Annotated in this window: 6 protein-coding genes and 1 pseudogene; 6 read left to right on the top strand and 1 reads right to left on the bottom strand. The window is 71.9% G+C overall.

Annotated features, from left to right (window positions below):
• Positions 1 to 255: pseudogene (locus AC4IJH_RS13725) on the top strand (hypothetical protein); the annotation flags it as partial.
• Positions 252 to 989 (top strand): 4'-phosphopantetheinyl transferase family protein, encoded by a 738-nt coding sequence (locus tag AC4IJH_RS13720; RefSeq protein ID WP_490851930.1) that lies wholly within the window; start codon positions 252 to 254, stop codon positions 987 to 989. The pseudogene AC4IJH_RS13725 and the gene AC4IJH_RS13720, both read left to right, overlap by 4 nt.
• Here AC4IJH_RS13720 and AC4IJH_RS13715 read toward each other — a convergent pair.
• A complete protein-coding gene (locus AC4IJH_RS13715) occupies positions 937 to 1173 on the bottom strand; it encodes a hypothetical protein (protein ID WP_490851929.1) in 237 nt (78 codons plus the stop codon). The genes AC4IJH_RS13720 and AC4IJH_RS13715 overlap by 53 nt on opposite strands.
• Before the next feature lie 317 nt (positions 1174 to 1490).
• Here AC4IJH_RS13715 and sbnB point away from each other — a divergent pair, with 317 nt between their 5' ends.
• From sbnB to AC4IJH_RS13695, 4 genes are all read left to right on the top strand, one after another.
• A complete protein-coding gene (gene sbnB, locus AC4IJH_RS13710; protein WP_490851928.1) occupies positions 1491 to 2543 on the top strand; it encodes a 2,3-diaminopropionate biosynthesis protein SbnB in 1053 nt (350 codons plus the stop codon).
• A gap of 58 nt (positions 2544 to 2601) precedes the next feature.
• Positions 2602 to 3600, top strand: coding sequence for a 2,3-diaminopropionate biosynthesis protein SbnA (gene sbnA, locus AC4IJH_RS13705; protein WP_490851927.1), 999 nt, complete (start codon positions 2602 to 2604; stop codon positions 3598 to 3600).
• A 113-nt stretch (positions 3601 to 3713) separates the two neighbouring features.
• Positions 3714 to 11648, top strand: a complete 7935-nt coding sequence (locus tag AC4IJH_RS13700; protein WP_490851926.1) for an amino acid adenylation domain-containing protein — start codon at positions 3714 to 3716, stop codon at positions 11646 to 11648.
• Positions 11649 to 11667: 19 nt separating this feature from the next.
• On the top strand, positions 11668 to 18846 hold the full coding sequence (locus AC4IJH_RS13695; protein WP_490851925.1) for an amino acid adenylation domain-containing protein: 7179 nt from the start codon (positions 11668 to 11670) through the stop codon (positions 18844 to 18846).
• Positions 18847 to 18934: the final 88 nt, after the last annotated feature.

Genomic DNA, 18934 nt, shown 5'->3' with positions numbered 1-18934 from the left:
GACCCGCCGCCCCCGCCCCCCCCCCCCCCCGCGGTCGAGGTGCTGCGTCCTTCCCCTGAGTTTCCCTGCAGCGGGGTGTGGGCCCGGCTCAGCGGGCAACTGCCGCGGTTTGCGCGGGAGCGCGGCACGGTGGTGATCGCCGACTACGAACCGTCCGGGCAGGAATGGCACGGGAAGGAACCGCAGGGGCCAGCTGCGGCGGGCGTCGGCCTCCTCTCCCTGTGCACGGTCGACTTCGCGGACCAGTCGGCGTGAGGGCGCCAGCGGATCCGCCAGAGGGCACCGTCCGCGTCTGGCAGATCCCGCTGGCCCCCGCGCCCGCACTGCTCGCCGCCGCGTCCGCGGTGCTGGCCCCGGAGGAACGGCTGCGCGCGGCGCGGGCACGCCATGAGGACCGGCGCCGGTACACCGTCTCGCACGGCGCCACCCGCATGATCCTCGGCAGCTGTCTGGACCTGCCCCCGGAGCGGCTGCGCTTCGTACGTGGCGAGTGGGGCAAGCCCCGCCTGGCCGACCACCCCGAGCTGAACTTCAATCTGTCCCACTCCGGGGATCTCGCGCTGCTGGCGGTCACCCAGCGGCGGGCGGTAGGCGTGGACGTGGAACGGATACGCCCCGCCGACCGGACCCGCCCCGCCGAGCGCTACTTTCCGCCGGAGGAAGCCGCGTTCGTACGCGAGGCCGTCGGGCGCGACGACTCCGCCGCACGCTACGCCCTGCTGTGGACCCGTAAGGAAGCCTGGGCCAAGGCGGCCGGCGGGCGAGTACTGCGAGGGCTGCATCTGCCGGTCGCCGGGCCGGATCGGCAGGGCGGTGCGGTGCTGGAGGACCCCAAGGGGCGGTTTCCCGGTCGCTGGCGGCTGTACGGTCTGCCGGTCGCCGAGGGGTATGCCGCGGCACTGGCGGTGGCGGCGGAGTGGCCGGTGCGCACCGAGGTCAGAACGTGGCCCCGCAAGACCACTCCCGCCAGGACAGGGCACGGGAGCTGAGCGTTCTGTTGTTCAAAGAGGCAAGCACGGCCTGCACCCGTCGATTCTCGTCCTTGGACGGCAGCGGCATCAGCTCGCTGAAAGTGCTGTTGGTGTGTTTGACGTTGGCCCTCTCCTTCACGAAGAGCGCCTCGGCGAACTGGCCGCTGTCGAGAACCCGGTCCTTGAGCAGGGCGTCGGCCACGGCCGCGTCGGGCCGCTCCTAGACCAGGGCCCGCAGCAGCCCGGGGGGCGATGTCCACGCAGGCGGCCAACCGGCCTGCGCCGGGCCACCGCGCTCAGCGCCTGTACCGGCCATACGGTACCCGGCGCCGATGACCGGCCACTGACGGATCGGTGACGGACGGGGGACGGTCCGCAGGCGGTGCGCGGCGGGGGCAGCGGTAAGCGACTGGTCATCGAAACGTCAGCGGCATCCAGGAGTGTGGGCTCTGGCACCGACGCCGTCTGCCATGGCCGCGCTCTGCCATGTCAGCGACCTGAATCAAAGATGGAGCATTCATGCCCTCTTCCGGCAACGAGGTCCCGTCGTTCTCCGTAGTCACTGGTGAGCAGGTGCACCAGGTGCTGGACGGTCAGGAGAAGCAGATCGTCGAGCTGGTCGACCACGCCTACCGTGTCCACGGCATCGGCGACACCGTCAACCCGCCGTCGTACTTCCTGCGTTTCGAGAACCGGCCGTCCTCACGCATCATCGCGCTGCCCGCCTCTGTGGGCGGGGACATCGGCGTCGACGGCATCAAGTGGATATCGAGCTTCCCGGAGAACATCCAATCCGGGCTGCCGCGTGCCTCCGCCGTTTTGATCCTCAACGACCAGCGGACCGGGTATCCGTTCGCGTGCATGGAGAGCTCCATCGTGAGCGCCGCGCGCACCGCGGCCTCGGCCGCGCTGGCCGCCGACTGGCTCACCCGGGAGCGCGGCCGCCCGGCCCGTGTCGGCTTTGTCGGGACCGGGCTCATCTCCCGCTATATCCACACCTACTTGGCCGGAACCGGCTGGAATTTCGACGAGATCGGCATCCACGACCTCAGTGCCGAGTACGCGGCCGGTTTCGGCGACTACCTCACGGCATCCGGTTCCACGGCCCGTACGACGATTCATGAGACGTCCGAGAGCCTGATCCGCAACAGCGACCTGGTCGTCTTCGCAACCGTCGCCGGCGAGCCGCATGTCACCAACCCGACGTGGTTCTCCCACAATCCGGTGGTGCTCAATGTGTCGCTGCGCGACCTGGGCCCCGAGGTCATCAAGGCATCCGCCAATTTCGTCGACGACGTCGAGCACGTGATGAAGGCCAACACCTCCGTGCACCTGGTCGAGCAGGAAGTCGGCAACCGTTACTTCATCAACGGCACGCTGCACAACGTCATGACCGGCATGGTGAAGATTCCCCGGAACCAGCCCGTGGTGTTCTCGCCGTTCGGGCTCGGTGTGCTCGATCTGACCGTCGCCAAGTACGTCTACGACGAAATAGCGCACAAGGGGGAGCTCAGCACCGTCGGCGGCTTCTTCCACGAGCTCTCCCGGCACGGCAGCGGCAGGAACGAATAACCCCTCCCCGCCTTCGCCCCTCCATCAGAACGAGCGCTCGCGGCTGGGAGGACCATCCGTGCCTGTCATTTCCGCCCCACACGAATTCAATGTGCCGGATCTGTTCGTGGACCTGAGAAGCGTCCTCGGCGACCGGCTCTATCTGAAGTGCGAAGGATTCAACTTCGCCGGCTCCATCAAACTGAAGGCCGCCGCGGAAATGATCGCCAGCGGCGAACGGGCCGGTACGCTGCGGCCCGGCATGACACTGGTCGAGTCGTCATCGGGGAATCTCGGTGTCGCACTGAGCCTGGTGGCAGCGAGCAAGGGCTACACCTTCATCTGCGTCACCGACAACCGCTGCACCCTGGCCAACCGGCAGCGCATGGAACGCCTGGGTGCAGAGGTGCGGGTCATCACCGAACCCGACGAGGACGGCGGCTTCCTGGGAGCCCGCATCCGCTACGTCGAGGATTTGTGCGCGGGCCGCGACGACTACGTGTGGCTCAACCAGTACGCCAACCACAGCAATTGGATGAGCCACTACCGTACGACCGGCCCCGAGATCACCGCCCGGTTCCCCGATGTGGATGTGCTGTTCATCGGCGCGGGTACCACCGGAACGCTCATGGGCGTCGCGCGCTACTTCCGGGAGAAGAGCCCGGCCGTCACCATCGTCGCCGTCGACAGCGTCGGCTCCGTCACCTTCGGCACCCCGCCGGAGCCACGGATGATCCCCGGCCTCGGCACGAGCGTACGGCCGCCGATCCTCGACGCGTCGTACGTGGATGCGGTCGTGCACGTCTCCGAGGCCGACACCATCCGGATGTGCCACCGGCTGGTACGGCACGGGTACCTCTTCGGGGGCTCTACCGGCACCGTGCTCAGCGGCGCACAGCAGTGGATCACCGAGAACCGCCCGGAGCGGGACATCGTGGGCGTGGCCATCTCGCCAGATCTGGGCGACCACTACCTGGACACCATCTACCAAGAACAGTGGCTCCAGGGCATTTACGGCCTCACCGCGGCCGACCTGATGGACGAGACGTCGGTGTCGGCCTCCACGTCGGCGTACTGAAGCGCCCGCAACGCAACAGCCGCAGCCGCAGCCGACGAGTCGCGAGCCGCAGAACCCCGAAGAGAAACCCCCTTCCTTTGCGCCCTTTGCCCACCTGCCAGGAGGTTGCTGTCATGAACACACGCATCGAACCCGGTCTGCCGCTCACCGCGGCCCAGGCCGAGATCTGGTTCGACGAGCAGTTCACGGACGGCGACCTGGCCTACAACATGGCCGAGTACTTCGACATCCGCGGTCCACTGGACACTGCCCTCCTCGAAAGGGCGCTGCACCAGACCTTCACCGAGGCCGAGTGCTTCCGCATCCGGTGCATGGACGAGGACGGCGAACCCCGCCAGGTGGTCGAGCCGCTGTCCGCCCTGCCACACACCGCGGTCGATGTGAGCGGGGCCGCCGACCCCGATGCCGCTGCCCAGGAGTGGATGCGGCTGGATCTGGGCCGGCCGATCGGGGTGACGGACTTCCCGCTCTTCCGGACCGCGCTGATCACGCTCGACCCGGAGCGGGCCTATCTCTATCTGTGCGTGCACCACATCGTGTGCGACAGCTCCCTGCGTTCGCTGCTCTACCGGCGGCTGGGCGAGATCTACACCGCGCTGAGCGAGGGCAGGCCGTCCGACGAGGGCACGCTGCCGCCGCTGAAGACCCTCGTGGACGACGAACTGGCCTACGCCTCCTCGCCGCGCGCCGAACGAGACCGCGCCTACTGGGCCCGTACATACGCGGACGCCCCCGAACCGGTCAGCTTCTCCCGGCGGGAACCGGCACCGGCCCGTGGATTCCTGCGCCGTAGCCTGAGCCTGCCGCAGCCGGTGGTCCGGCGGCTGCGGGCCACGGCCAGCGAGGCCCGGACAACCTGGCCGACCCTGGTCATCGCCGCCGTCGCCGCGTACACCCAGCGCATGAGCGGGGCCGAGGAGGTCCTGCTGACGCTGCCGGTCAACGCGCGCACCAGCGCCGCCGGCCGCTCGGTCCCCGGCATGATCGCCAATTACCTTCCGCTGCGCGTCGCCATCCAGCCGGACACCACCCCCGAGCAACTGCTCCACGGCGTGGCCAACTCCCTGCTGCGGACGCTCAAGCACCAGCGGTATCGCGGTGACCGGATCCGCCGGGAGCTGGGCCTGCGGGCCGACGACCGGCGCCCGTTCGGCCCCTTCGCCGACGTCCTGCCCCCGGAGTCCGAGCTGGCCTTCGGGCCCTGTTCGGCCCGCGTCACCAACCTGTCCACCGGCATCGTCAACGACTTCATGTTCTCGGTCTCCGACTCGGCCGGCGACGAGGTCGAGATCCACCTCAACGCCAACCCCGAGCTGTACTCGGCCGCGGAACTCGAGGCCCACCGCGACCGGTTCGCCGCCTTCCTCGACGCCTTCTCGCGCGCCGATGCCGGTGCGCCGCTGGCGGGCGTGGATACGGTCGGGGCGGCCGAGCGGCACACGCTGCTGGTGGAGTGGAACACCACAGAGCGCGGTGGCGGTTTCGCGGGCGTGGTGGAGCGGGTGCGTACGCACGCTGCCCGCCGGCCGGACGCACTGGCGGTGGCCGATGGCGAAGTGCGGGTCTCGTACGGGTCGTTGGTGGCGTGGGCCGATGGCGTGGCCGGGCGGCTGGCCGCCGCGGGGCCCGGACTGGTGGCGGTGCTGGCGGAGCCGGGGGCGGCCTATATCGGCGGCGTGCTGGGCGTGCTGGGGGCCGGTGGGGCGTGGCTGCCGCTGGATGTGGAGGCGCCGGTCGCCCGCCAGGTGGAGCTGCTGGGGGACAGCGGGGCGCGCTGGCTGCTGACCGTCCCCGGGTTGCGGGAGCGCGCCGAGGAGATCGCCGCGGCCCATGGCGGTGGGCTGCGTCTCCTGTGCCTGGACGAGCCGTTCGGGAACGGGCCGAGGGGCGAACTGAGACCGCTCGTCGGTGCCGAGGACGACCTCGCGTATGTGATCTACACGTCCGGTTCGACCGGGCGCCCCAAGGGCGCGATGGTGCACCGGCGCGGGATGGTCAATCACCTGCTGGCCAAGGTCGAGGACCTGGGCATGGACGCGAGCGATGTGCTGGTGCACAACGCGCCGGTGACCTTTGACATTTCAGTGTGGCAGATGCTGGCCGCGCTGATGGTCGGGGGCGCGGCGAGGGTGGTGGACCGGTCGACGGCCGCCGACCCCGACGCGCTCTTCGGGATCGCCACGTCCGAGGACGTCTCCGTCCTGGAGGTCGTGCCGTCGTTGCTGCGGGCCGCGCTGGACTCGTGGGAGACGGCAGGCGGCTTCCCCTCGCTGCCCAAGCTGCGGTACTTGGTGGTGACGGGTGAGGCGCTGCCGGTGGATGTGTGCCGGAGGTGGTTCGCCCACTATCCCGGCATCCCGCTGGTGAACGCATACGGGCCCACGGAGTGTTCGGACGATGTCACCCACGCCGTGCTCACCTCGCAGGCCGAGCTGACCGGCTCCCGGGTGCCGATCGGCAAGGTGGTGCGCAACACCCGCCTGTACGTTCTGGACGACGCGCTGCGGCCGGTGCCGGCCGGCGTGCCGGGCGAACTGTACGTCGCCGGTACCGGCGTGGGACGCGGCTACCTGGGTGATCCGGCGCGTACGGCCGCGACGTTCATCGCCGATCCGTTCGGCGCCAGTGGCGAGCGGATGTACCGCACCGGGGACCGGGTGGTGTACCGGGCGGACGGGCAGCTGGAGTTCCTGGAGCGCCGCGACCATCAGGTCAAGGTCCGTGGCCGGCGGATCGAGCTGGGCGAGATCGAGGCCGCGCTGCGCGAGGTGGAGTCGGTCACGGACGCGGCCGCCGCGGTGTACGCCGATGCGGCCGGGCGCAAGCACCTGGTGGGCTATCTGGTCGGCACGGGCGACACCGAGCGGGTACGCGCCGCGCTGCTGCGGCGGCTGCCGGACTACCTGGTCCCCCAGGAGCTGATGCCGCTCGACGCCCTGCCGTTGACGGCGAACGGCAAGGTGGACCGCAAGGCCCTGCCCGCCCCGCAGGCCAAGGGAGGCGCCGATGGCCGGGCGCCGCGCACGCCGGAGGAGGAAATCCTGTGCGCGGCCATGGCGGAAGTGCTGCGCCTGCCTTCGGTGGCCGCGGATGCCAACTTCTTCGCCCTCGGCGGCGACAGCATCAGCTCCATCCAGGTCTCCAGCCGCGCCCGTGCCCAAGGGCTGGTCATCACCCCCAGGGACGTGTTCCGACGCAAGACCCCCGCCGCACTCGCCACCACCGCGCGGCGGGCCGAGGAGGCGACCGCGGTCATCGGCGCGGACGACGGCGTCGGCGAGCTGGAACCCATGCCGATCGCCCAGCAGTTGAGGGAGGACGGCGGCCGGGTCGCCGGTCCGGTCGGCTCGTTCGCGCAGTACGTCGTCGTCCGCGTACCGGATGCGGTGGACACCGAGCGGCTGGCCCTGGCGCTGCGCGCGGTGGTCGACCGGCACGACGCGCTGCGGATGCGGCTGGACGTCCCGGTCGAGGGAGTGTGGACGCCGAGCATCCGGCCGCAGGGCACGGTGGATACGGCCGGGCTGGTGTCGCTGGTCTGCGTACCGGCCGCGGCGGACGCCGACCAGGCCACCGTCGAACTGGCCACCGTCGCGCAGACCCGGCTCGACCCGACCGCCGGGGTCCTGCTCCAGGCCGTCCTGCTGGACGCCGGTCCCGCACACCCGCGCCGACTTCTGCTGATGGTGCATCACCTGGCCGTGGACGGCGTCTCCTGGCGGGTCCTGCTGCCCGACCTCGGCGCCGCCTGGTCGGCCGTCGAGGCCGGCCGGCCACCGGTGCTCGCGCCGGTCGGCACCTCCTACCGGCGGTGGTCGCGCGTCCTCGCCGACGACGCGCGCGGCGCCGCCCGTACCGGGGAGCTGCCCCTGTGGATCGAACAGGCACGCGGCCCCGAGCCGCTGCTCGGCACCCGTGGCCTGGACGCCGCGCGGGACACCTACGCCAGCGCGCACCGGCTGCGCCTCGAACTGTCCGCCGAGCAGACCTCCGCTCTGCTGGCCGATGTGCCGAGGGCCTTCCACGCCGAGATCAACGATGTGCTGCTGACCGGCCTCGCCCTGGCCCTGGCCGACTGGCGCCGTCGGCGCCGTGCCACGGACGTCCCGGCCGCCTCGGCGGACACCTTGATCGAGCTGGAGGGCCACGGCCGCGAGCAGGTCGTGGCCAACGCCGATCTGTCGCGCACCGTGGGCTGGTTCACCAGCGCCTTCCCGGTACGTCTCGCGCCGGGAAGCGATCTGGACTGGGACGAAGTCTGGTCGGGCGGCGACACCGTCGGAACGGTCTTCAAGCGCATCAAGGAACAGCTGCGGGGCATCCCCGACCACGGCATCGGCTACGGGCTGCTGCGCTATCTCAACCCGCAGACCAGCGCGGTGCTCGCCCGCTACCCGCGCCCGCAGATCGGCTTCAACTACATGGGGCGGTTCGGCGCCGCAGGGCCGGCCGACTGGTCCCTGTCCGGCGAAGGCGCCGCGGTGGGCACCGCCGCCGCGCCGGACATGCCGCTGCAGCACGTACTGGAGGTCACTCCGGTCACCGAGGACCGGCCCGACGGTCCGCAGTTGGTCGCCGACTGGCTGTGGGCGGGCCAGATCCTCTCCGACGAGGACGCACACGACATCGCACGGACCTGGTTCCGCGCGCTGGAGCTGCTGGTGGAGCACGCGGCCCGGCCCGGAGCAGGCGGACGGGTGCCATCCGACCTGCCACTGGTTTCGGTGACGCAGGGCGAACTGGAGGCGTACGAGCAGGAGTTGAGCAGCGACGGCACGATCGGGGGCCGCGGGCTGCAGGACGTCCTGCCGCTGGCACCGCTTCAGAAGGGCCTGCTGTTCCTGTCCGAGTACGACCGGGAGGGCCCGGACGCCTACGTACTCCAGCTCGGCCTCGAACTCGCCGGAGAGGTGGACGCCGCCGTGTTGCGCGCCGCCTGCGCGGCGCTGCTGCACCGGCACCCGAATCTGCGTGCCGTCTTCCGACACCGCGCATCCGGCGACCCCGTGCAGCTGATCCCGAACGCGGTGGAGGTGCCGTGGCGGGAGGCGGATCTGACGGGCGCCGACGAGGAGGCCGTCGCCCGGCTCGCCGATGAGGAGCGGCAGCGGCGCTTCGATCTGTCGGACCCGTCCCAGGCGCCGGTGATGCGCTTCGTGCTGGCGCGTACCGGCCCGGACCGGCACCGGCTCATCTGGACGATCCACCACAGCCTCGTCGACGGCTGGTCGATGCCGCTGCTGGTGCGCGAGCTGTTCACGCTCTACGCGCACGGCGGCCGGGACACCGCGCTGGCCGAGGTCGCGCCCTACCGCGACTACCTCGCCTGGCTGGCGGCCCAGGACACCGAGGCCGCGCTGACGGCGTGGAAGGAGGAGCTGTCCGGCCTCGAGGAGCCCACCCACGTCGCTCCCGCGGAGAGCGCCGGCCGTACCGCGGTCATGGCTCAGACGCTCGTCACCGAGGTACCCGCGCAGCTGGCGTCGGACCTCGCCGCCTGGGCGCGCGGGCGCGGGCTGACCCTCAACACGGTCTTCCAGGGCTGCTGGGCCGTGCTGCTGGGCGCGCTCACCGGCCGCGACGACGTGGTCTTCGGCGCCGTGGCCTCCGGCCGCCCGGCGGAGCTGTCCGGCGTCGAGAGCATGGTCGGCCAGTTCCTCAACACCATCCCGGTGCGGGTGCGCCTGAGGCCCGAGCAGACCGTTGCCGATCTGCTGACCGGCCTCCAGGAGCGGCGGTCAGCGCTGCTGCCGTACGAGCACGTCGGACTGGCCGAGATCCAGCACCGGGCCGGATTCGGCGAACTCTTCGACACCGTCCTGCTCTTCGAGAACTTCCCACTGGACGAGGAGAGCCTGCGTGTCTCCGCCGCCGGCCTGCGGCTGCTGGACGCCGAGGCGCGCGACGGGCGGCACTACCCGCTGAGCCTGGCCGTCCTGCCTGGCGCCGGCACCCGGCTGGACCTGCGCTTCGACTACGCCCCCGACCTCTTCACCAAGGAGGCGATCGAGCGGCTCGGCAGCCGTCTGCTGCACCTGCTCACCACCGTCGTCGGCTCCGCCGGACGCCCGCTGGCCGCAGTGGACCTCGTCGACGAGGCGGAGGCACGGCAGTTGCTGGTGGAGTGGAACGCCACCGAGCGCGACGGCGGGTTCGCGGGGGTCGTGGAGCGGGTGCGCGAGCACGCCGCGCGGCGGCCGGACGCAGTGGCGGTGGCCGACGGCGAGACACAGGTCTCCTACGCGACACTGGCCGCGGGGGCCGATGCCCTGACGGGCCGACTGGCCGGGGCCGGGGCCGGGCGGGGCGCGCTGGTCGCCGTGCTCGCCGAGCCCGGAGCCGCCTATGTCGGCGCGGTGCTGGGCGTGCTGGGTGCCGGGGCCGCTTGGCTGCCCCTGGACGTCGACGCGCCGGTGGCCCGGCAGACCGGACTGCTGACCGACAGTGGTGCGCGGTGGCTGCTGACCGGTCCGGGGCTGCGGGCCCGCGCGCGGGAGATCGCGGCGGCGTACGACGGGGAGTTGCACATCCTCGTCCTGGACGAGCCGTTCGGCGCCACGGCGACGGGCGAGCTCCGGCCGCTGGTGGGTGATGAGGACGATCTCGCGTACGTGATCTACACCTCCGGGTCGACCGGCCGCCCCAAGGGCGCGATGGTGCACCGCCGCGGCATGGTCAACCACCTGCTCGCCAAGGTCGAGGACCTCGGCCTGGCCGAGGGCGATGTGCTGGTGCACAACGCGCCGGTGACCTTCGACATCTCGGTGTGGCAGATGCTGGCCGCCCTGATGGTCGGAGGCACCACCCGGGTCGTGGACCGCGCGGTGGCAGCCGACCCGGACGCCCTGTTCGCGGTGACGGCGGACGAGCACGTATCAGTGCTGGAGGTCGTTCCCTCGCTGCTGCGGGCAGCGCTGGAGGCGTGGGAGACCACCGGTGCTTTCCCCGCACTCCCCCGGCTGCGGTACCTGGTCGTGACCGGTGAGGCGCTGCCGGTGGACGTGTGCCACCACTGGTTCGCCCACTATCCGCGGATCGAACTGGTCAACGCTTACGGACCCACCGAGTGCTCCGACGACGTCACCCACGCCGTGCTCGGCTCGGCCGACGAACTGACCGGCTTTCGCGTGCCGATCGGCCGCGCGGTGCGCAACACCCGGCTGTACGTCCTCGACGACGCCCTGCGGCCGGTACCGGTGGGAGTGCCCGGCGAACTGTACGTGGGCGGCACCGGCGTCGGCCGCGGATACCTGGCCGACCCGGCCCGCACCGCCACCACCTTCATCGCCGACCCCTACAGCGCCCCGGGCCTGCGTATGTACCGCACCGGCGACCGCGTCCTGTACCGCCCCGACGGCCAACTCGAATTCCTCGAACGCCGCGACCACCAGGTCAAGATCCGCGGACGCCGCATCGAACTCGGTGAGATCGAGGCCGCCCTGCGCGCCGTCGACGGCATCACGGACGCCGCCGCCCACGTCCACACCGACGCGGCCGGACACCAGCGCCTCATCGGCTACCTCGTCGGCGGCCTTGACGCCGGCCACGTCCACACGGCCCTGTCCCGGACCTTGCCCGACTACATGGTCCCCCAGGACCTGCTGGCCCTGGACGCCCTGCCCCTGACCCCCAACGGCAAGGTCGACCGCAAGGCCCTCCCCGTCCCCCAGGCGGAACAGACCGCCACCGGCCGCGCCCCCCGCACCCCGGAAGAGGAAATCCTGTGTGCCGCCTTCGCCCAGGTCCTCGGTGTGACCGCCGTCTTCGCCGACGACGACTTCTTCGCCCTCGGCGGCGACAGCATCAGCTCCATCCAGGTCGTCGGCCGCGCCCGCGCCCAAGGGCTGGTCATCACCCCCAGGGATGTCTTCCGGCACAAGACCCCCGCCGCACTCGCCGCCACCGCGCACGAGACAGCTGCGGTGTCGGCGGCGCCGGCGCCCCTCCCCCCGTCCGACCAGCCCCTGGTCACGCTCTCCCAGGACGAACTCGACGAATTCGATCTCGAATTCAGTGACCTTGGCGGATTCGGTGAATTCAGTGAATGAGAAAGGCGTCATGAAGCACATGAAGCGTTCAGGTATCAGCGATGTGCTGCCGCTGACGCCGCTGCAGAAGGGCCTGCTGTTCCTGTCCGAGTACGACCCGCACAGCGCGGACGTCTACTCGCTCCAGCTGACCCTCGACCTCGAAGGAGCCCTGGACACCACCGCGTTGCGCGCCGCGTGCGAGAGACTGCTGCGGCGGCATCCCAATCTGCGGGCCTGCTTCCGCCGACGGGCCTCCGGTGACTCCGTCCAACTCGTCCCGCACAGCATCGAGTTGCCCTGGAGGGAGCTCGACCTGCCGGATGCCGACGCCGCTGCCCTGCGCCGGGTGACCGACGAGGAGCGGCAGCGCCGCTTCGACCTCGGGCGCCCGCCGCTGATGCGGTGCGTACTGGTCCGTCAGTCTGCCGAGCGGCACCGTTTCATCTGGACCGTGCACCACAGCCTGGTGGACGGCTGGTCGATGCCCCTGCTGCTGCAGGATCTGTTCACGCTCTACGCGCAGGGCGGCCGGGACACGGGGCTGCCCGCGGCCCCTCCGTACCGCGACTACCTCGCCTGGCTGACGGCCCAGGACACCGAGGCCGCGCAGGCCGCCTGGCGGGACGCGCTGGCTGGGCTCGCGGAGCCCACCCGGCTGGCGCCCGCCACCGACCGCACCCCCGTCCTGCCGCTGTCCCTGTCCGTGGACGTGCCCGGACAGCTCGCGGCGGACCTCGCCGCGCGGGCGCGGGCATTTGGCGTGACGCTCAACACCGTTTTCCAGGGTGCCTGGTCGGTGCTGCTGGGCCGGCTCACCGGCTGCCAGGACGTGGTCTTCGGTACGGTCACCTCCGGCCGCCCCGCCGAGGTCCCGGGCGTGGAGTCCATGGTGGGGCTGTTCGCCAACACCGTCCCCGTACGCGTCCCGACCGGCCCCGGACAGTCCGTGGGCGCGCTGCTCGCGGACGTACAGGAGCGGCAGACCGGCCTGATGCCGTACGAGCATATCGGGCTGGCCGACATCCAGCAGCAGGCCGGGACCGGCGAACTCTTCGACAGCGTCCTGCTGTTCCAGAGCTACCCGATGGACGAGGAGGCGCTCACCTCGGCGCTGCCGGGGCTGCGGATCGCGGACGCCGACATCCACTCGGTCACGCACTACCCGCTGACCCTCGCCGTGCTGCCCACCCCGGGCGGCGGCCTCAGACTGCGCTTCGACTACGCGCCCGACCTGTACGAACCTGCCGATGTCGAGCGGATCTTCGGGCAGCTGCTGCGGGTGCTGCACGCCATGGCCGGCGACCCCGGGCGGCAGCTGGCCCGGATCGCCGTCCTGGACGCCGAGGAGCACCAACAGCTGCTTCAGGACGGGAACAACACCGCGACCGCGGCCCCGGCCCGGCTGGTGACGGCGGCCTTCGAGGAGCGGGTGCGTGAACTGCCCGGCGACACCGCCCTGGTGTGCGGGGAGACGGCCCTGGCGTACCGGGAACTGAACGTCCGCGCGAACCGTCTCGCGCACGCTCTCGTCGCGTACGGCGCCGGCCCCGGCCGCACCGTCGCCATCGCGCTGCCGCGCTCCGCCGACCTCGTCGTCGCGGCCCTGGCCGTCCTCAAGTCCGGTGCCGCCTACCTGCCGGTCGACCCGGACCACCCGGCCGAGCGCAACGCGGTGGTGCTGGCGGACGCCCGTCCGCTGCTCGCGCTCACCGTCGGCGGGACCGGCCAGGCACTGCCGGACGCGGACCTGCCCCGGTGGGCCCTCGACGACGCGGAGTGCGCCGACCGACTGGCCGGCTTCCCCGACACCGACCTCACCGACGCCGACCGGGGCCGCCCGCTCAGCGCCGCGGACGCCGCGTACGTATTGTTCACCTCCGGCTCCACTGGCCGCCCCAAGGGCGTCGTGGTCACCCACGGCGGCCTGGCCAACGTCGTCGAGGATGTCCGGCACCAGTACGCGCTGGGCCGCGGCGAGAGCTTGCTGTCCGTCACCACCTTCGGCTTCGACATCGCCAACACCGAGATCCTCTGCCCGCTGGTCAGCGGCGCACGGCTGGTCCTGGCCGACCGGGACACCGTGCGCGACCCGGCCGCGCTCGGCTGGGCGCTCGCCGACTGCGGCGCCACGGTGCTACAGGCCACCCCGAGCCTGTGGCAGGCCCTGCTCACCGCCGCCCCGAACGCGCTCGGCGGGGTGCGCGGCTTCGTCGGCGGCGAGGCGCTGAGCGAGCCGCTGGGCGAGGCGTTGCGCAAGGCGACCGCGAGCATCACGAATCTGTACGGGCCGACGGAGACCACCATCTGGTCCACCGGCGCCCCGGCGCTGGACGGCACCCGCCCGGGCGCGCCGGCCATCGGCACGCCCCTCGCCAACACCCGGGCCTACATCCTGGACGCATGGCTGCGCCCGGTCGACCCGGGCGTGGCCGGCGAGCTGTACCTCGCGGGGGCCGGACTGGCCCGCGGCTATCTGGACCGGCCGGGCATGACGGCCGAGCGCTTCGTGGCCAGTGTCCACGGAGGGCCGGGCGAGCGGATGTACCGCACCGGCGACCTGGTGCGCCGGGGCGCGGACGGACAGCTGGAGTACCTCGGGCGGGCCGACCACCAGGTGAAGATCCGTGGCTTCAGGATCGAACTGGGCGAGATCGAGAGCGCGTTGGGACGCCATCCGGGCATCGCCCAGGCGGTGGTGACCGTGCGCGAGGACCAGCCCGGCGGGCCGCTGCTCGTCGGCTATCTGGTCCCGGCCGCCGGCACCCCGGCGACCGGCGCGCCGACATCTGCCGACCTGAGCGGCCATCTGTCCGGACTCCTGCCCTCCTACATGATCCCCGGCGCGTTCGTCGTCCTGGACGGCTTGCCCATGACCCCGAGCGGCAAGGTGGACCGCAAGGCGCTGCCCGCTCCCGACCTGGGTCCGCGGTCCGCGGGCCGCGCCGTGCGCACCCCGCAGGAGGAGCTCCTGTGCCAGGTGTTCGCCGAGGTCCTCCAGCTGCCGCGGTTCGGCCCCGACGACGACTTCTTCGACCACGGGGGCCACTCGCTGCTGGCCGCCCGCGTGGTGAGCCGTATCCGTACGGTCCTGGGGGCCGAGGTCCCGGTGCGTGCGCTGTTCGACGCGCGGACGCCTGCCGCACTCGCCGGGCAGCTGCCCCGCTCCGGTGCGGCCCGTCCGGCGCTGCGCCCGGGCCTGCGCCCCGAGGACGTTCCGCTGTCCTTCGCCCAGCAGCGGCTGTGGTTCCTCGACCGGCTGGAAGGCTCGCACGGCACGTACAACATCTCCCTGGCGCTGCGCCTGACGGGCGAGTTGGACCGGGCCGCGCTCGACGGCGCACTGCGGGACCTGCTGTGCCGCCACGAGAGTCTGCGTACGGTCTTCCCCGCGCACGACGGAACCCCTCGCCAGCAGGTGCTGGACACCGCCGACGCACGCGTCACGGGGACCGTGCCGCACGAGACAGCCACCGACGGGGCCGGACTGTCGGCGCGACTGTCCGCCGAGACGGCCCGCGGCTTCGATCTGTCCAGCGAACTACCCTTGCGTGCACGGCTCTTCACTCTCGGGGCCGAAGAGCACGTACTGCTGCTCGTGCTGCACCACATCGCGGGCGACGGCTGGTCGCTGCGCCCGCTCGCCGACGATCTGTCCCGCGCGTACCGCGCCCGCCAGGCGGGCGAGCACCCGCATTGGCGGGAACTGCCGGTGCAGTACGCGGACTACGCGCTGTGGCAGCGCGAGCTGCTCGGGGACGAGGACGACCCGCAGAGTCTCGCTGCCAGCCAACTGGCCTACTGGAAGGAGGCATTGGCGGGCCTGCCGGAGGAGATCGAGCTGCCTGCCGACTTCGCCCGGCCGGCCGTCGCCTCGCACGAGGGCGCGGAGCACCGCGCCGTTCTCGGCCCCGATCTGCACCGCCGCCTGACCGATCTGGCCCGCTCCAGCGGCGTGAGCCTGTTCATGGTCGTACAGGCCGCCCTGGCCGCACTGCTGACCCGGATGGGAGCCGGCGAGGACATCCCGCTCGGCAGCCCGATCGCGGGCCGTACGGACGAGGCGCTCGACGACCTCGTGGGCTTCTTCACCAACACCCTGGTGCTGCGTACCGATACCTCGGGCGACCCCGCCTTCACCGAGCTGCTGCGGCGGGTGCGGGAGAGGGACCTGGCGGCGTACGAGAACCAGGACGTGCCCTTCGAGCGGCTGGTGGAAGTCTGCAACCCGGTGCGCTCACTGGCCCGGCAGCCTCTGTTCCAGGTCATGCTGGCCTTCCAGAACAACGCCGGTGCGCGGCTCGCGCTGCCGGGGCTGACAGCGGCCGTGGAGCCGCTCGGCAGTACCACGGCCAAGTTCGACCTGGCGTTCCAGCTCACCGAGCGGACCGCCGAGGACGGCGGCCAGCGGGAGACGCAGGGCATCGACGTCGTCGTCGAATACAGCACGCGGCTGTTCCGTCCCGAGACGGTCCAGCGGCTCACCGAGCGCTTCGTCCGCCTGCTCGGCGCCGTCGCCGCCGACCCGAAGACGCCGCTCAGCGGCATCGATGTGCTCGGTGACGAGGAGCGCCAGCGCATCCTCGGCGCGTGGAACAACACCGCCACGGTGGCGGTGCCGCGGCTGACCGTGCCACAAATGTTCGAGAGCCACGCGGCCCGGCGGCCGGAGCACCCGGCCGTGATCTTCGGCGCCGAGGAACTGTCCTACGGGGAGCTCAACGCACGTGCCAACCGGCTCGCCCGGCTGCTGGCCGGGCACGGCGCGGGGCCCGGCCGGCTGGTCGCGCTGCTGCTGCCGCGGTCGGTCGACATGGTCGTGGCGATGCTGGCCGTGATGAAGTCCGGCGCCGCCTATCTGCCGCTGGACCCCGACTATCCGGCCGACCGTCTCGCGTACATGTTCGCGGATGCCGAGCCGGTGTGCGTGATCGCCGCCGAGGAGACCGCCGCCCGCATACCCGGTACCGATGGCCCGGTGATCCTGCTCAACGGCGGCGCGGAGTCCGCCGGTCACCCGGAGGGCGATCTCACCGACGCCGACCGCACCGGCCCGGTGAACCTCCGCGACGCCTGCTACGTCATCTACACCTCGGGCTCCACCGGCCGCCCCAAGGGCGTCGTCGTCGAGCACCCCGGCGTCGTCGCCATGGTCTCCGACTTCGCCCAGCGCTTCGGACTCGGCCCGCACACCCGCACTCTGCAGTTCGCCTCGCCCAGCTTCGACGCAACGGCCTTCGAGCTGATGTCGGCGCTGCTGTGCGGCGGGGCACTGGTCCTGACGACGGCGGAGTGCCGCGGCCCCGGCGAGCCGCTGGTCGAACTGATCGCCCGCCACGGCGTGACACTTCCCATGCTGCCCCCGGCGGTTCTGGCCGCCTTCCCCGAGGACGTCACGCTGCCTGAAGGGATGTCGCTGATCTCCGCGGGCGAAGCGCTGCCGCCGGAGGTCGCCGCGCGGTGGTCCGCGGGCCGGAGGATGTACAACCTCTACGGTCCGACCGAGTGCACCATCGTCACGGTGGCCAGCGACCCGCTGACCGGTGACGGCAGGCCGCCCATCGGCCGCCCGCTCGCGGGCACCCGGGCCTACGTCCTGGACGCGCGGCTCGGGCCGGTCGCCCCCGGCGTGGCGGGCGAGCTGTACCTGGCGGGCGCGCAGGTGACGCGGGGCTATCTGAACCGGCCGGCACTGACGGCCGAGCGCTTCGTCGCCGACCCCTACGGCGGGACGGGCGAGCGGATGTACCGCACCGGCGACCTGGTGCGCTGGACCGCGGACGGGCAGCTGGAGTACGTCGGCCGCGTCGACCACCAGGTCAAGCTGCGCGGCTTCAGGATCGAACTGGGCGAGATCGAGAGCGCGTTGACGGCGCACCCGGGAATCTCCCAGGCGGTGGCGATGGTCCGTGAGGACCGGCCGGGGGACCGGCGGCTGACCGCGTACACCGTGCCCGAGCGCGCGCCGGTGTCCGGCCCGGAGCTGCGCGAGCACCTGTCCGGGCTGCTGCCGGACTACATGGTCCCCACCGCGTTCCTCACCCTGGACGAGCTGCCGCTGACGCCCAACGGCAAGGTGGACCGCAAGACGCTGCCGGTGCCCGCCGCCGAGGTGCCCGCCGGCTCGGGCCGCAAGCCGCGCACCCCGCAGGAGGAGCTCCTGTGCGAGGTGTTCGCCGAGGTCCTGCGGCTGCCCCAAGTCGACGCCGATGCGGGCTTCTTCGAGCTGGGTGGCGACAGCATCCGCTCCGTACAGATCGTGGACCGGGCCCGTAAGGCGGGGCTGAAGATCACGCTGTCCGACGTCTTCCGGCACCAGACCGTCGAGGCGCTGGCCGCGGCCACGCAGCGGGCGGAGCAGGCAGCCGGCACCACCTTCCTGGACCGGGTCCAGCAGGAGGCCGACGGCCGGACCGACGGGGCCGGGGCATTCGATCTGTTCGGCCCGGTGCTGCCGATCCGGCCGACCGGGGACCGGCCGCCGCTGTTCTGTGTCCACGGCGGTGTGGGATTCAGCCTCCCCTACCTAGGCCTGACCGCGCACATCAGCGAGCGCCACCCGATCTACGGCTTCCAGACGCCCTGCCTCACCGGCCGGGGTGCGCTGCCCGACAGCATCCAGGAGGTGGCCGCCCACTACTTCGGGCGCCTGCGGGAGATCCAGCCCAGCGGTCCGTACCACTTGTTGGGCTGGTCCTACGGAGGGCTGGTCGCGCACGAGATCGCCGCCCAGCTCCAGGCCGCGGGCGAGGAGGTCGCGCTGCTGGCCAACCTGGACAGCTTCCCCGGCGTCCCGGGTGCGCCGGAGCCCACGGACGGCGAGCTGCTGACCGCCGTCCTGGAGTACTTCGGCCTGGAGCACACCGGCGGAAGCCCCGACGGGCCGACGGCGGAAGAGGTCCACGAGGCACTGCGGCGCGCCAACAGCCCGCTGGGCGGGCTGGACATCCCCCATCTCGTCGACATCATGCACAACCACCTGCGCCTGGCACGGAAGTTCACACCGGGCCGGGTCGAGGGCCGGATGCTGCTCTTCGTCGCGAGCCTCGGGCTCGGCCCGGACGAGAGCAGGCACAAGGCACGGGCGTGGGAGCCGCACGTCGGCGGGGCGGTGGAGATCCACGACGTGCCGTGCGGGCACGAGTTCATGATGCACTCCGACCCGCAGGCCCGGATCGGCCGCATCGTGGCCGCCGAACTGGACCGCCTCTACGGGTGATCCGGCCGCGCCCCCTCGCCCGCGGACCCCCGACAGCCGGCCCCCAAGCGCACCTGCGCAGCACAGCAACCCTCGTAACACACACCAT

The organism is Streptomyces sp. UF-297, assembly GCF_058245575.1.
Note: the sequence above shows the minus strand (reverse complement) of the source record. Positions and strands in the feature narration are given on the sequence as shown.

Excerpts from the sequence above, each read along its gene's own strand:
- sbnB (WP_490851928.1), top strand. The coding sequence starts at position 1,491 with ATGCCCTCTTCCGGCAACGAGGTCCCGTCGTTCTCCGTAGTCACTGGT.
- AC4IJH_RS13700 (WP_490851926.1), top strand. The coding sequence starts at position 3,714 with ATGAACACACGCATCGAACCCGGTCTGCCGCTCACCGCGGCCCAGGCC.
- AC4IJH_RS13695 (WP_490851925.1), top strand. The coding sequence starts at position 11,668 with ATGAAGCGTTCAGGTATCAGCGATGTGCTGCCGCTGACGCCGCTGCAG.